The organism is Serratia montpellierensis, from assembly GCF_020858655.1.
GTDB lineage: Bacteria > Pseudomonadota > Gammaproteobacteria > Enterobacterales > Enterobacteriaceae > Serratia > Serratia montpellierensis.
The window spans coordinates 154,708-168,336 of sequence record NZ_VOSN01000001.1; the positions used below are offsets into that span (position 1 = coordinate 154,708).

Sequence of the window (13,629 nt, forward strand, 5' to 3'; positions counted from 1 at the left end):
CAGTAACAACCCTAAATCGGTTGAGCTATGACGTTAACACCGTGGATTTTACCGGGGCAAGCCTTTGCATCAGCAAATTGCCGAACTGTGATCGCGGGGGCAAAACGGCCTCAATGCGCGAAATAATGCATGCCGCCATCTACCGGGATCACCGCGCCGGTGATATATCGCGCGAGCGGGGAACAAAGAAACGCCGCCAGATAGGCCATATCTTCCGGTTCGCCGAAGTAGCCAATCGGGATATGTTGCGCAATGAACGCCTGGCGTGCTTCATCGCAAGCGTATAAGCGCTCGCGGATCTGTTCACTGTTGATGCGCCCCGGCTGTAGCGTATTGACGGTAATCCCCTGTGCAGCCACGTCGCCGGCCAATCCTTTGGCCCACAGATGCAGCGCGCCCTTGGCGGCGCTGGCGGCGCTCAGGCTGCGCGGCTCCATCGAGCCGCTGATGTTGATCACCCGGCCCCAGCCTTGCGCCTGCATGGCCGGCAACAGCGCCTGGGTCAACCGCCGGGCCGGTGTGAAATTCAAAGCAAAGGCGTCATCCCAGCTGCGATCGCTGTCGTTCAGCGTTGTGGGGTGAAACGCGCCGACCGCGTTGATCAGGATATCGACTGTCCCCACCTGATGCAGCGCCTGCGCCGCCAACTGGGCTATCGCCTCAGGGTCGGTCACGTCTGCAACGGCTACCCACGGGCGCACCGCCCCTTGCCGTTCTACCTCATCCGCCAGCGCCTGCAGCCGCTCACCGCGTCGTGCGGTAGCCACCACCGTGACCCCTTGAGCGGCCAATACTCTGACCATGCCGGCACCGATCCCTTCACTGGCGCCCGTGACCAATGCCGTGCGTTGCTGCAGTTGCAAATTCATAAGAAATCCTAATTGAATAATTCAATTTAAAAGGAAACGTTCACACATTGAATCACACCGTTATTCGTGTGAATATTCCCTAAAATCTCATCATCAATGTGCAGGAATTCACCGATGTTTGACTGGCAGGATTTAAAACACTTCATGGCGCTGGCGCGTACCGGTTCGTTGTCGGCGGCAGCGCGGGAGCTGGGTTGCGATCACGCCACCGTCGGGCGACGCGTAGCGGCGCTGGAACAGGCGCTCGGCCTGCGTTTGATCGTGCGTCTGCCGCGCAGCACGCCCTTGACCCAGGACGGGCAGGCGATTGCCGGGCTGGCGGCGGAGATCGAGGAGCAAAGTCAGGCTATCGCCCGCCATGCGCGCAGCGCCGGCGCAACGCCACAGGCCGGGGTGCGCATCAGTGCGCCGCCGTCGATCGCCGCGCATATTCTCGCGCCGCGCATCGCCGCATTTAACCAGGCTTTCCCGCAAATCGTCGTCACGCTGTCGGGTGAATCGGCGCTCGCCGAGCTGGATCGCGGTGAAGCCGACATCGCCGTGCGCATGGTGCGCCCACAGCAACCGGAGCTGTTGACGCAGCGCATCGGCATGATGCGCTACGCGCTGTATGCCGCACCGGAGCACGCCGCACTGCCCGACGCGGCGCGCCGCTTTCTCGCCTATGACCATCACTATCGGCAGCAGCCGCATCAGCAATGGCTGCAACAGCTGTTGCAGGGCCGTCCGGTGGTCTTTCAGGCCAGCGATCTGTTTTCACTGCAGCAAGCGGCGCGTTCGGGGCTAGGTGCTGCCGTTTTGCCGACGTTCGTCGCCGATGGCGATCCGGATCTGGTCGCGTTGCCCACGGCCAACGCCGCGCCAACGCGCGAGCTTTGGCTGGTGACGTATCCCGATTTAGCGCGCACCGCTGCCGTGCGCGCGGTGATGAATTTCCTGGTCGAAACGCTCGGCAAAACGTGCCCATTGCCGGCATAAAGCATCAGAATGACTAATATAAATACTGGACAAAAGTCACGCGGGGGATTATTACTGGTCAACGCTTAATCGAGAGTAGGGATGGCAGTCACCATGGTGTTGCGTACTGATGTAGGACGGATTTTGATCACCGGCGCCGGCGGCCGGGTAGCCACGGCGTTTCGTCAGGCGATGGGCGACCGCTACGCGCTGCGCCTGGCGGAACGCGACATCAGCCTGCTGCGCGATCTGCGGCCCGGCGACGAAGTCATCAGCTTCAACATCGCCGATCTCGACGCCTGCCGCGCGGCTTGCGCCAATATCGACACCGTGCTGCACCTGGCGGCCGACCCCTCCCCCGACGCCGACTTCTGCAGCTCGTTGATGGACAACAACATTCTCGGCACCTTCAATATCTTCCGCGCGGCGAAAGACTCCGGCTGCCGCCGGGTGGTGTTCGCCAGCAGCGCGCAGGCAGTGGAAGGCTACCCGCTCGATTACCAAATCCGCCCGGACGACGCGCCGAAACCGAAAAACCTGTACGGCGCCAGCAAAGCCTTCGGCGAAGGCATCGCCGCCTATTTCGCCCATCAGGAAGGGCTTTCCGCCCTGTCGGTGCGCATCGCCAACTTCACCACCCTGAGCCGGGGCGAACAGCTTAGCGCCCGCGACATGAGCGCTTTTCTCAGCCATCGCGACGCCGCCGATCTGTTGGAGCGTTGCATTCGTGTCGAAGGGGTGCAATATGCGGTGGTGCACGGGGTTTCCAACAACCGCTACAAACGTTTATCGCTGGAAGAGACCCGTCGCCTGCTGGGTTACACCCCGCAGGACGATGCGTTCAGCCTGCTCGGCTTTGAATAGCCTGGGCGGAAAGAGAAACAACGCCGGGAGGAACCCGGCGTTGGGGCAGCATTACGGTTTTTCGGCGATCTTGCGCAGGTATTCGTTATTTTTAAACGCGATGATGATCATCTCGAACGCCACACGCACGAACACGCCGCCGACGATGATGCCGAACAGGCCGCGGAAGAACTCGCCGTAGAACATCATGCCGATGCCGCTGATCAACACACCCAACAGCGCCAGCCAGTAAACGGCGGTGATGATTTTTGGCGTGAGCATCGCGTCGAAGAAGAAGATATTTCTCATGTGGATCTTTCCTTAGGCAGGTCTTTCATTATCCCAGAGGGGCCGTGCAAGCGGCCACCATGCATATACATGGGTAATGATAGCGGCTAAGCCCCTATTACAGTACATAAATAGAGACGATCCTTCGCCCGAATACTTACGCTAAAAATCTGCACGGCGGAGAGTTCCGCCGTGCAGGTACAACTTAGTTGCTGGCGTAGGCCACTTTTTCGGCCTGACGGTGGGTGAACAGCACCAGCAGCAACGCCAATCCGGCAATAATTGCGCCCATCACCGGCACGAAGCTGTATCCCAGCCCGGCGGAGACCACCGCACCACCGGCGGCGGCGCCCAGCGCATTGCCCAGGTTAAAGGCACCGATGTTGACCGAGGACGACAGGCCCGGTGCTTCGCTGGCGACGCGCATCACGCGCATCTGCAGTGGCGGCACCACGGCAAAGGTCGCCGCCCCCCAAATCACCATGCTGACTGCCGCGCCGATTTCACTGCGCGCCAGGAACGGGATCACCAGCATAATAACCACCAACAGCAGCAAGAAGCCCTTCAGCGTCGCGCTCTCGGAACGGTCGGCGAATTTGCCGCCCAGGTAGTTGCCGATGGAGAAACCGACGCCGATCAACACCAGCATGGACGTCACGAACAGCGGCGTCGCATCGGTGATGTGCTGCAATACCGGCGAGATATAGGTATAGAGCGTGAACATCGCGCCCGCGCCCAGCACGGTCGTCAGCAAGGCGGACAGCACCTGCGGGCGTACCAATACCGACAGTTCGCGTTTCACATCCGGGCGCGCGCCGGCGCTGCCTTTCGGCAACGAGAACCACAGCCCCAACATGGCGATCACCCCTAACCCTGCGGTGGCCAGGAACGACATGCGCCAGCCGATGGTTTCACCCAGCCAGGTCGCAGCAGGCACCCCGCCGATATTGGCGATGGTCAACCCCATAAACATGGTCGCCACGGCGCTGGCCTGTTTCTCCTTCGGCACCACGCTGGCGGCCACCACGGAACCGAGACCAAAGAAAGCGCCGTGGTTCAGGCTGGTGATGATGCGCGACAGCATCAGGGTGGTGTAGTCAGGCGCAATGGCCGACAGCACGTTACCCAGGGTAAAGATCGCCATCAGGAAGATCAGCGCGCTTCTGCGCGCCCGGTGCGAGAGCAGCAGCGTCATCAGCGGTGCGCCGACCATCACGCCAACGGCGTAGGCGCTGATCAACATGCCGGCCATCGGGATGGAGACATCCACCCCTTTGGCGATCGTCGGCAGCAACCCCATCGGGGAAAACTCGGTCGTGCCGATGCCGAACGCCCCCACCGCCAGGGCTAATAAGGGAAAGTTAATTTTCATTCAACAACTCCGGTTAACCGCTGCCGAAGCGCGGGAAAGTTAAGATGCCAAAAGTATGACATTGATCACACCAAAGATAAGCAGGCAGGAGGCTAAAAGACTTTTGCGATTTTGTTAAAAATCGTGGGGAAAAACAGCCGCCGACTCTATCTCAGCAACGTGCCGACAAGCAATAGCCGCCGTCGCCCGAGCGCACATCGGGTTCATTCTCACCACCTGTGCAAGCCGCCATACCGACCCATCGGCGGCTGCCGCAACTATTGAACACAGAGCAAAAGTGTTTTGTTATTGTGCGCGTTTTTAGAATTAAACGACGAAATATAATGGCCTCAGTAAAACATCAACGCCCGACGACCTAATTCACATAGAGGGAAGCGCCATGCTTTTTGACTCGTATTCTTTAAACGGTTTATCGCTGAACAATCGCATCGTCATGCCGCCAATGACCCGCTCTCGGGCCGGTGCCGGCGACGTCGCCACCGACATGATGGCTGAATATTATGCGCAGCGCGCCAGCGCCGGGCTGATCGTCAGCGAAGGCACGCAGATCAGCCAGCAGGGCCAGGGTTATGCCTGGACGCCCGGCATTTACTCCCCGGAACACATCGCCGGTTGGAAAAAAGTGACCGACGCCGTACATCAGGCCGGCGGCAAGATCTTCGCGCAGCTTTGGCACGTCGGCCGCGTGTCACACACCATTTTACAGCCTGACCACGCCGCGCCGGTCTCCTCCTCCGCCATCCAGGCCGACGGGGTCAAGGTGTTCGTGGATGTCGAAGGTCGCGGGCCGGAGCATGGCGTGGGTGAAATGGTGCAACACTCCGCACCGCGCGCCTTAACGCGGGAAGAAATCCCGGCGATCGTTAACGACTACGCCCAGGCGGCACGCAACGCCATCGCCGCCGGTTTCGACGGCGTAGAGCTGCACGGTGCGAATGGCTATCTGATCAATCAATTTATCGACTCGCGGGAAAACCAGCGCGACGACGAATACGGCGGTTCACTGCAAAATCGCCTGCGTTTCCTGCGGGAAGTCGCGCAGGCAGTCGCGGACGCCATCGGCAAAGAGAAACTGGGCGTGCGCCTGGCGCCGCTGACCACCCTGATGGGCTCGCAGGACGATACCCCGGAAGCCACCTATCTGGCGGCGGCCAGCGTGCTGAACGATATCGGCGCCGCTTATATTCACATCGCCGAAGCGGATTGGGATGATGCCCCGGTGATGCCGGCGGCGTTCAAAGAGTCGCTGCGCCTGATTTTCCGCGGCACGCTGATTTACTCGGGCAAATACACGCCTGAACGCGCTGAAGAAGCGCTGGCCAAAGGTTGGGCTGACTTGATCGGCTTCGGCCGCCCGTTCATCGCCAACCCGGATCTGCCTCACCGCCTGCAGCACGGGCTGGCGCTGAATGCGCCAATCAAAGAGAAATTCTTCGGCGGCAGCCGGGAAGGCTACACCGATTACCCGACGATCGGGTAACGATCGCCGACAACGCCGGCTCAAGCCGGCGTTATTTTTTCTGTGCTTCGATCCAGTCGAGAAATCGCATCATTCTGTCGCTAAAATCCGCGTCATTCGCCTCTCCCACCGCGTGCGCTAACCAATAGTCCATTTCATCTCGCTGCTCTGCATAAAGCGCCGACAGCTGTTCGGCATAGTCGGTTAACGTTATTGGCCAGAACGGGCTTCCCTCGGCGCGCAGCATATTGGTGGCTCGGATCAGTTTTCTGGCCGCTTCGCGCTTTAAGCGCCTCTCATCCGATACCGTCCTTGCCTGCAGCAGTTGCTCCCGATAACGCGCCAATACGCGGTGCAAATCGGCATTGACCGCCAGCGCGATGCGCCGATCGGGCCGAAACAGCGAAAAAGCGGCGGACACGTCTTCGCCCCACAGGCAGCGGCAGTGATGCTTCAGCCAAAATCCCCAGGAATCGTGATGCTCCGGCGCCAACGCCTCCTCGACGCTGCCGATGTCAACGTCGACCTTGCTCACGATCCGCTGCTCCAGCTGAAAGGCTTGCCGCCACGCCTCAAGGCGCTGTAACGCCTCACTATCGGCCGGCTTGATGAGCAACAGCGTGATGTCCAGATCGGACACGCCGGGAAGGGCTTCGCCGCGCGCGACGCTGCCGTAGAGATAAATGCTGTGGATAAGCGCCGGAAATTGACGCGGCAGCCCCGCCGTCAGCGCTTCCAGCAGCGGGATAAAAGCCCGCTGCAGCGGAAATGACGTCACCGTGGGAATCAACGCCACCTCATGCCCTCCCGTTGCGCACTTTGCCCGAGCGCATTTCGATGTTCCGCTGCAGTTCGCGCAGCCCGCCGGCCAGGAAGCAGGCTTCCGCCAGCACGAACAGCGGGCCGATGATCAGGCCCGTCACGTCGTCCATAAACGCCGGTTTTCGTCCCTCCCAGAAATGCCCGACAAACTGAAACAGCCAGCCGATGACGAAGCCGCCGATGCCGACGCTCAGCCACGCCGCCGTCGACAGCGACGCCACCCAGGCGCCGACCCCTAGGCACAGCAGCAGCAACGCCAGCATCATGACGCCAAGGTGCAGACTCAGCCGCAGGTAATAGAAAGCCGACACGATAACCACCGCGCAGGCCGGCGAGAACGGCAGCCACCCCGCGCCCCATGCCGGCCGGGAGAGCAGCGCCAGCAGGCTGACGACGATCAGCGGGATGCCGATAAAATGCGTGGCAATATTGCGCGCATCGCGGTGATAGGCGGCATAAGCGGCAAGTTGATCTTCCAGACTTCGCATGTTGACCTCAGAATGATGCGCGCACGGCCGAGCCGGCTCATTGCATTAAAGATAGCCGTATCGTTCAGCATAGGAAAATGGTCAGGGATTGGCGGAAGATCACAGGAGTCGAACCTGCCCAGGACCGCTGGCGGCCCCAACCGGATTTGAAGTCCGGCCGCCCCACCGGGGACGAGGATCTTCCTTGGAGAAGAGAGAAGCAAGGCGCTGATTATAGCGCAGTTTGTTCGCTGCGCTAAGCGGGAAATGGCGGCCGCCGGCGATTCGGCGGCCGAGGAGCGCTACTTCAGGAAATCCTTCACGTCCAGCAGGATGAACTCGTTGTCATCCGCCATATTGGGCTGGCGGCTGGAGGAGAACGGGAAGTTGTTGTCGTTACCGACGATGATGTGGTTGGCGTCCACCACGTCCACGTTCTCGATGGTGAAGAACGGGAAGGTCAGCACGCCGTCGTTCAGCGGTTTGCGCGCCAGCTTGTTCGGATCCTGAATGTTCATCAGGTCGATATAGCCCAGTTTTTCGACCGGTTTGCCGACGTTGGCGTCCGAGAAGGCGATTTTATACACTCGTTTGAACTTGGCCACCTGGCTGAAGCAGTTGTCGGTCGGCGCACCGGCGGCGCAGGCCTTATCCGGCGTGCCTTCGCCGTTGTCGCGCTCGATCACCAGCCCGTGGGTGGCGTCGATCATGTTGAAGTCGCCGATGGCGTTCTGGTTGTCTTCCAGCACGTACTGCCAGCTGCGGCCGGTCCAGGCCTGCTGTTTCACGTCAAACTCCAGCACCCGCAGGTAGCGTTTGCCGCCGACGTTCTCGAACTGCTCGCCGTCCCACAGCGCCCCTTCCAGCAGCGGGTACAGCTTGCTGCCGTCCGGCGAAGCGGCCATGCCTTCAAAGCCTTTGGAACGCGCCACCTGGAAGTTCTGCTTGCCGTCCGGCGCGCCCGGCAGGGTCAGCGTCGGGTTGTCCGGCGATTTCACCACCTTGCCGTCTACCTGAGTGTCGAACACCGCCAGCACTTTGCCGTTCAGGTCGGCCTTGATCAGGTAAGGCCCGAACTCTTCACCGATCCATAAGGCATCGTCGGCAAACTGGAAGCTTTCCGGATCGAAATCGCTGCCGGTCAGATAACGCTTCTCGGTGCTCTCGTTGATGATGTGGAACGGCACCTCTTTATCCGGATCGTGCAGGAACACCGTCTTCAGCGGCGCGACCGTGCCGTCTTTGAAATCGATCTTGTAGTGGTTGAGGTACAGCATGGCGTCCGGGGAGTTGGCCTTGCTGCCGAAGCCGTTGTCGGTCAGCACCCAGTAGGTGCCGTCGGGCATGTGTTTGATGCCGGAGTGGCCCTGCAGCGGCTGGCCGTCGATCGGCAGGCCGAGGCCGGTCAGGCGATCGGCGGATTTGCCCGCCACGCTGCCCAGCTCGGTGACGCGTTTGCCGCTGGTGTACTTGCCGCTCTGCTGCAGATCGCTCGGCGCGTCCTTCGGTGTGGAAACGGCGGATTTCACCGGCAGCAGCGCATGCCCGGCCAGCGTCGCTTGCACCGGCTGCGCGTCGGCCCACAGGTTGGCGCTCAGCGCCATGCAGCCGACCAGCAGCGCCAGCCGGGTTTTGGTGTTGTGCATGTCATTGTCCCTTTTCGTTGTTATCGCCCAGAAGTAAAAGCAACGTCACTATAGGGAGCGGCAATGACAGAAATATTATTCGGCGAACGCCCGTCGGTAGCTGTGCGGATGGAAGCGCCAGGTGATGGCGATCAACACCACCACCAGCAGCGCGTGGATCTGCCAGTCCAGCACGAAGCCGCCGCTGTAGTCGCGCAGCAGGCCGGAAAGGTAGGGCGTCACACCCGCCAGCAGGAAGCCGACGCCCTGCATAAAGGCCACCAGTCGCCCGGCCGCCGCCGGCTGGTGCAGGTGATCGAGCGCCAGCACCAGGCACAGCGGGAACGCGCCGCCCAGCCCCAGCCCGGAAACCAGCACCCACAGCCACGGCAGCGTTTGCGGCAGGTAAATCAGGCCGATAAAGCCGATCAGTTGCATCATCAAGGCCAACAGCAGCAGCGGCCGCCGGTCATGATTGCGCGCCAGTGCCGGCAGCAGCAGCGCGCCCATCACCTGGCCGAAGGTCATCAGCGCCAGCAGCGAACCGCTGGCCTGCGGCTGCCAGCCGAGCTGCATGTAGTACGGTGGCAGCCAGGCGATCAGGCTGGTATAGCCGCCGTTGATCAGGCCGAAATAGGCACCGAGCAGCCAGGCGCGCCGGTTGCGCAGCAGGCTTGGGCCGCGGTGTTCTCCCGCCGCGCCCAGGCGAGACAGCCCGCGGCTGACCGGCCACCAGGCCAGCAGCGCCTCCAGGGCCGGCAACGCCCACCAGGCCAGCGCGCTGTGCCAGTCGCGCCCCGTACTCATCAGCCATGGGGTGATCGCCGCCCCCAGACCGCCGCCACCCATCAGCGCCGCCGACCACAGCCCGGCCACTAGCGCCATGCTTTTGAGGAAGTGATGCTTGATGATGCCGGGCATCACCGCCTGGATCACCCCGATGCCGAGCCCGCCCAGCACCGCGCTCATTAACAGTTGCACGCTGCCGGGGGCCAGTTCGCGCCAAAGCGCGCCCAGCCCGATCGCCAGCAGGCTCAGCGTCACGGCGCTGCGTTCGCTGAACAGCCGATTGATGGCGCCGCCCGCCAGCGCCATCAGCCCCATCATCAGCACCGGCAGCGTGGTCAGCAGCGCCGCGCCGCCAAAGCTCAGCCCGGTAGCCTGGCGCAGCGTCGGCAGCAACGGGCCGATCGAGGTCAACAGCGGCCGCATGTTCAGGCCGATCAACACCAGCGCCAGCAACAGGGGGTTGAACCAGCGGCGCGAGGAGGATGAATTAATAGAATGATTTAACAAGGTATATTCCTGGTACTGCGAAATGAAGAGTGCGGCGTCACAGCGCGATCGCCGCAGCGTTGCGTTACTGTAGGCAACGCCGCTAGTATTGGGAAATTAAATAATAAAATAGCCAACAGTGGGAAAATGAATCGCTACCCGATGTTCAATCCGCAGCTGCTGCTCAGCTTCGTCGCCGTATGCGACAGCAACAGCTTCACCCGCGCCGCAGAGCGGGTGTTTTTGTCGCAGTCCACCGTCAGCCAGCAGGTGCGCCGGCTGGAAGAGATGCTGGGCAAGCCGCTGTTTGAGCGCTCCTCGCATCAGGTGCTGCTGACCGAAGAAGGCGTCAAGCTGTTGAGCTACGCGCGCCGCATTATCGCGCTAAATGAAGAAGCCCACGACGCGCTGACCGGCATCTGGCGCGACGGCGTGCTGCGGATCGGCATGCCGGAAGATTTCGCCGTGCCCACCACCGAGCTGCTGGCCGACTTCAGCCGTGAGCACCCGCACCTGCGGCTGAAGTCGGCCAGCGGCCTGAGCGCCGATCTGCATAGCGCCTACGCGCGTGAAGAGCTGGATCTGATCCTGGTGAAACAGCGCCGCCGGCAACCGCCGCGCGCCGCGCGGCCGGAACCGCTGCTGTGGCTGGACAGCCTGGCCTTCCCGGCCATCGAGCAATCGCCGGTGCCGCTGGCGGTGTTCCCGCTAAGCGGCCTGTACCGCGAAGAGCTGTGCCAGGCGCTGGACACCCTCGGCAAACGCTGGCGCATCGGTTACAGCAGCGCCAGCCTGGCGGCGCTGACCGCCGCTTCCGCCGCCGGGCTGGGCGTCACCCTGCTGCCGGCCGGCTGCCGTCTGCCCGCGCACCGGGTTCTGGGTGAGGCCGAAGGATTACCGCCGATAGACAGCTTCGAACTGGCGCTCTACTACCGCGACGGCGCCCCCGCCGCCACGCTGGCGCTGGCCCAGCGGCTGGCGGTGTTTTGCGGGTTGAAGTGAGACCACTTACGCCACTATCTGCGGATATTCGCGCTGCAGCCAGTCGATAGTCCGTACCCACAGCGCTTCTGTCTGCTCAAGGCAAGCTTGTACCGCCGCATCCGTCACCAAATCACCGGAGTAATCCGCCACATTGCGCTGTTTTCGCAATGCATCCAGGCAGATCGTTGCCTCGCGCGGCAACCCTACAGTGAGCGGCAACGTTTGGATCATGGTCTGGTGATGACCAAGCCTGCTGGTCAGCGTACGGTATCCCTTGGCGTGCAAAGCGGCATTAGCCATTTGCACGCCCGCCTTATATGCCATGTCGAAACGGCTCTCATTGCTGAGCTGAGTGATACCCGCATCGCGTCGGTTGCGAGCGGCGGCGGCCAGCAATTTTTTAATCGCCCCCGCGTCAGGCGTTATCACCTCCAGTCCCAGCCCGACCAGATTGTCCAGCGTCATCCTTGTCTCCCGCAATCCAGAGTTGGGGTTTCTGCATAATGTCCTGAATAAACGCGGAGTTCTCGGCCAAAGCCGCTCGCCACTCTTCCGGCGAGTACAGTTTGGGGTTAATTTCCCGACCCAGCGTTGCCTGCAGCGGATAAACCGCCTGAATTACATCCGCAAAAGACAGTTTACCGACGATCAGAACATCGATATCACTGGCCGCCGTCGCTTTGCCACTGGCGACGGAACCAAAGATGAAAGCCCGTTCGATGTCCTCCCCAAATCCAGTCAGCACCTGCCGTAAGCGCGCAGCCGGGCCGCAGGACTTGCGGAAAATCGCCGCCAGCTCGGGAAAAATCAGGCAATCGGCGTTAGCCTGATAGCAAATTTGGTTGCCCTGCCGCTGCCGGAGCAAGATGCCGCCTTCAGCCAGCCGGCTCAACTCTTTATGTAAAGTCCCGGCCTGAGTTGCGGTGCGCCGCGCAATTTCTCGCACATGAAACGCCTGCCCGGCTTCAATAAACAGCAGGCTTAGCACTTTTCTACGGTATTCGCTGAACAGTAATTCGAGCATCGGATCGTGCATCACGCTGACCTCAATGTAGCTTTAATGACTACAAATGTAGCCATTAACGCTGCGAAAGAGCAAGCCAAGAGCACCCTTCCGCCGACAGACGCCGATCATTACCAAATCGAATAGTCACCAGTGGCAAATGTCGCTGCCAACCGGTCGGTTCCTCTCCTAAATTGGGGGATGTTTTCACTCCCTCACCTCTGGATTAAGGAACCGAACGTGGAAAACCCTCAGCAACCGGGCCGCAGAGCCTTCCTCAGCCAAACCGGCAAACTCACCACCGCCTGCGCGGTGATCGGCCTGACCGGCGGCATGGCGCAGGCCGCGTCACCGGGCGACGGGCAATGTGCGCCAACGCCGATGACCTTGACCGATCGCCACTACTGCCTGAGTGAGGTGCGGCTGGAAGACGGCTTTGAATACGACGGCGACACGGTGATCGGCACCCGCACCGCGCTGTACACACTGGAGATCAAAGACGGCAAGATCGCCGCCATTCACGCCGCCAACGCCGCGCTGCCCGCCGGCGTGCCCCGCTATAAGGCGCAGGGCCAGCTGCTGCTGCCGGCGTTTCGCGATATGCACATCCACCTGGACAAAACCTTCTACAGCGGCCCGTGGCAGGCGCCGCGCCCGCGCCAGGGCAAAACCATCATGGACATGATCGCGCTGGAGCAGACGCTGATCCCGACACTGCTGCCCACCTCGCAGCAGCGGGCGGAAAATCTGATCGCCCTGCTGCAGTCCAAAGGCAGCACCGTGGCGCGCAGCCACTGCAATATCGATCCGGTCAGCGGCCTGAAAAGCCTGGAGCACCTGCAGCGCGCGCTGGAAAACCACCGGGCGGACTTCAGCTGTGAAATCGTCGCTTTCCCGCAGCACGGCCTGCTGCACTCCAGGGTCGATGCGCTGATGCGCGAAGCGATGCAGATGGGCGTGCAGTACGTCGGCGGGCTCGATCCGACCAACGTCGACGGCGCGATGGAGAAATCGCTGGACGCCATGTTCCAGATCGCCCTCGATACCGGCAAAGGCGTGGATATCCACCTGCATGAAACCAGCCCGGCCGGGGTCGCCGCCATCAACTACATGATCGCCACCGTGGAGAAAAACCCGGCGCTGCGCGGCAAGGTCACCATCAGCCACGCTTTCGCCCTGACCACGCTGACGCCGGGCGAACTGGCGGAAACCGCCACCCGGCTGGCGGCGCAGCAGATCACCATCGCCTCCACGGTGCCGATCGGCGGCCTGATGATGCCGCTGCCACAGCTCAGTGAGAAAGGGGTGTTCGTGATGACCGGCACCGACAGCGTGATCGACCACTGGTCGCCGTTCGGCACCGGCGACATCCTGGAGAAGGCCAACCTGTATGCTCAGCTGTACCGCGGTTCCGACGAGTATCACCTGTCGCGCGCCATGGCCATCTCCACCGGCGGCGTGCTGCCGCTGGACCATAAGGGGCAGCGCGCCTGGCCGAAAGCCGGCGATGCCGCCGAGTTCGTGCTGGTCAACGCCAGCTGCTCTGCCGAGGCGGTCGCCCGTCTGCCGGCGCGCAACGCCACCTTCCATCAGGGGCGCCTGGTGGCCGGTCAGGTGAGCAAAGCCTAAGGTCGGTCCGCCGTTGTCATCATGATGGCCGTTTTT

14 protein-coding genes and 1 tRNA gene are annotated in these 13,629 nt (G+C 61.8%); 5 read left to right on the forward strand and 10 right to left on the reverse strand.

Annotated elements, in window-relative coordinates:
• Window positions 1-110: 110 nt before the first annotated feature.
• The gene (locus FUU19_RS00700; RefSeq protein WP_230489507.1) at window positions 111-869 is read right to left on the reverse strand and encodes an SDR family NAD(P)-dependent oxidoreductase; all 759 of its coding nucleotides are present in this window, start codon (window positions 867-869) and stop codon (window positions 111-113) included.
• Between the two features lie 114 nt (window positions 870-983).
• Between FUU19_RS00700 and FUU19_RS00705 the strand changes: the two genes are divergently transcribed.
• Together FUU19_RS00705 and FUU19_RS00710 are read left to right on the forward strand one after the other, a co-directional pair.
• Window positions 984-1,847: a LysR family transcriptional regulator gene (locus FUU19_RS00705; RefSeq protein ID WP_141971750.1), complete on the forward strand. Its 864-nt coding sequence runs from the start codon at window positions 984-986 to the stop codon at window positions 1,845-1,847.
• 93 nt (window positions 1,848-1,940) lie between these two features.
• Window positions 1,941-2,690, forward strand: coding sequence for an NAD-dependent epimerase/dehydratase family protein (locus FUU19_RS00710; RefSeq protein WP_230489533.1), 750 nt, complete (start codon window positions 1,941-1,943; stop codon window positions 2,688-2,690).
• Window positions 2,691-2,741: 51 nt separating this feature from the next.
• Here the strand turns inward: FUU19_RS00710 and FUU19_RS00715 are convergent, their stop codons facing one another.
• Both FUU19_RS00715 and FUU19_RS00720 read right to left on the reverse strand, forming a co-directional pair.
• The gene (locus FUU19_RS00715; protein ID WP_019452598.1) at window positions 2,742-2,978 is read right to left on the reverse strand and encodes a DUF4282 domain-containing protein; all 237 of its coding nucleotides are present in this window, start codon (window positions 2,976-2,978) and stop codon (window positions 2,742-2,744) included.
• Between the two features lie 184 nt (window positions 2,979-3,162).
• Window positions 3,163-4,329, reverse strand: coding sequence for an MFS transporter (locus FUU19_RS00720; protein ID WP_025304822.1), 1,167 nt, complete (start codon window positions 4,327-4,329; stop codon window positions 3,163-3,165).
• 379 nt (window positions 4,330-4,708) lie between these two features.
• On the opposite strand from FUU19_RS00720, the gene FUU19_RS00725 reads away from it, so the two are divergent.
• A complete protein-coding gene (locus FUU19_RS00725) occupies window positions 4,709-5,809 on the forward strand; it encodes an alkene reductase (RefSeq protein WP_202670220.1) in 1,101 nt (366 codons plus the stop codon).
• A 31-nt stretch (window positions 5,810-5,840) separates the two neighbouring features.
• On the opposite strand, the gene FUU19_RS00730 is transcribed toward FUU19_RS00725, so the two are convergent.
• The 5 genes from FUU19_RS00730 to FUU19_RS00750 all read right to left on the reverse strand — a co-directional run bounded on the left by FUU19_RS00730 (window position 5,841) and on the right by FUU19_RS00750 (window position 9,998).
• Window positions 5,841-6,584, reverse strand: a complete 744-nt coding sequence (locus FUU19_RS00730) for a nucleotidyltransferase family protein (protein WP_202670219.1) — start codon at window positions 6,582-6,584, stop codon at window positions 5,841-5,843.
• A 1-nt stretch (window position 6,585) separates the two neighbouring features.
• Window positions 6,586-7,098 carry an Mpo1 family 2-hydroxy fatty acid dioxygenase gene (locus tag FUU19_RS00735; protein WP_202670218.1) on the reverse strand — a complete coding sequence of 171 codons (513 nt, stop codon included), beginning with the start codon at window positions 7,096-7,098 and terminating at the stop codon, window positions 6,586-6,588.
• A gap of 89 nt (window positions 7,099-7,187) precedes the next feature.
• Window positions 7,188-7,282: transfer RNA gene (locus FUU19_RS00740), tRNA-Sec, on the reverse strand.
• A gap of 97 nt (window positions 7,283-7,379) precedes the next feature.
• Entirely contained in the window at window positions 7,380-8,723 is a 1,344-nt protein-coding gene (locus FUU19_RS00745; protein ID WP_230489508.1) for an esterase-like activity of phytase family protein, read from the reverse strand.
• Window positions 8,724-8,798: 75 nt separating this feature from the next.
• Entirely contained in the window at window positions 8,799-9,998 is a 1,200-nt protein-coding gene (locus FUU19_RS00750) for a cyanate transporter (RefSeq protein ID WP_304622302.1), read from the reverse strand.
• Between the two features lie 126 nt (window positions 9,999-10,124).
• Here FUU19_RS00750 and FUU19_RS00755 point away from each other — a divergent pair, with 126 nt between their 5' ends.
• Window positions 10,125-10,979 (forward strand): LysR family transcriptional regulator, encoded by an 855-nt coding sequence (locus FUU19_RS00755; protein ID WP_230507054.1) that lies wholly within the window; start codon window positions 10,125-10,127, stop codon window positions 10,977-10,979.
• A gap of 6 nt (window positions 10,980-10,985) precedes the next feature.
• On the opposite strand, the gene FUU19_RS00760 is transcribed toward FUU19_RS00755, so the two are convergent.
• Both FUU19_RS00760 and FUU19_RS00765 read right to left on the reverse strand, forming a co-directional pair.
• Window positions 10,986-11,426, reverse strand: coding sequence for a DNA-binding protein (locus FUU19_RS00760; RefSeq protein WP_230507055.1), 441 nt, complete (start codon window positions 11,424-11,426; stop codon window positions 10,986-10,988).
• Window positions 11,377-11,997 carry a nucleotidyltransferase domain-containing protein gene (locus FUU19_RS00765; RefSeq protein ID WP_230489535.1) on the reverse strand — a complete coding sequence of 207 codons (621 nt, stop codon included), beginning with the start codon at window positions 11,995-11,997 and terminating at the stop codon, window positions 11,377-11,379. The genes FUU19_RS00760 and FUU19_RS00765 overlap by 50 nt, the downstream gene beginning before the upstream one ends.
• Window positions 11,998-12,204: 207 nt before the next feature.
• Between FUU19_RS00765 and FUU19_RS00770 the strand changes: the two genes are divergently transcribed.
• Window positions 12,205-13,593, forward strand: coding sequence for an amidohydrolase family protein (locus FUU19_RS00770; RefSeq protein WP_230489510.1), 1,389 nt, complete (start codon window positions 12,205-12,207; stop codon window positions 13,591-13,593).
• The last annotated feature ends 36 nt before the right edge of the window (window positions 13,594-13,629 follow it).

What these genes read in the sequence shown, in the direction of transcription:
- FUU19_RS00735 (WP_202670218.1), bottom strand. Translation starts at nt 7,098, where the DNA reads ATGCGAAGTCTGGAAGATCAACTTGCCGCTTATGCCGCCTATCACCGC.
- FUU19_RS00700 (WP_230489507.1), bottom strand. Translation starts at nt 869, where the DNA reads ATGAATTTGCAACTGCAGCAACGCACGGCATTGGTCACGGGCGCCAGT.
- FUU19_RS00745 (WP_230489508.1), bottom strand. Translation starts at nt 8,723, where the DNA reads ATGCACAACACCAAAACCCGGCTGGCGCTGCTGGTCGGCTGCATGGCG.
- FUU19_RS00755 (WP_230507054.1), top strand. Translation starts at nt 10,125, where the DNA reads ATGAATCGCTACCCGATGTTCAATCCGCAGCTGCTGCTCAGCTTCGTC.
- FUU19_RS00710 (WP_230489533.1), top strand. Translation starts at nt 1,941, where the DNA reads ATGGTGTTGCGTACTGATGTAGGACGGATTTTGATCACCGGCGCCGGC.
- FUU19_RS00715 (WP_019452598.1), bottom strand. Translation starts at nt 2,978, where the DNA reads ATGAGAAATATCTTCTTCTTCGACGCGATGCTCACGCCAAAAATCATC.
- FUU19_RS00705 (WP_141971750.1), top strand. Translation starts at nt 984, where the DNA reads ATGTTTGACTGGCAGGATTTAAAACACTTCATGGCGCTGGCGCGTACC.
- FUU19_RS00760 (WP_230507055.1), bottom strand. Translation starts at nt 11,426, where the DNA reads ATGACGCTGGACAATCTGGTCGGGCTGGGACTGGAGGTGATAACGCCT.
- FUU19_RS00765 (WP_230489535.1), bottom strand. Translation starts at nt 11,997, where the DNA reads ATGCACGATCCGATGCTCGAATTACTGTTCAGCGAATACCGTAGAAAA.
- FUU19_RS00720 (WP_025304822.1), bottom strand. Translation starts at nt 4,329, where the DNA reads ATGAAAATTAACTTTCCCTTATTAGCCCTGGCGGTGGGGGCGTTCGGC.
- FUU19_RS00725 (WP_202670220.1), top strand. Translation starts at nt 4,709, where the DNA reads ATGCTTTTTGACTCGTATTCTTTAAACGGTTTATCGCTGAACAATCGC.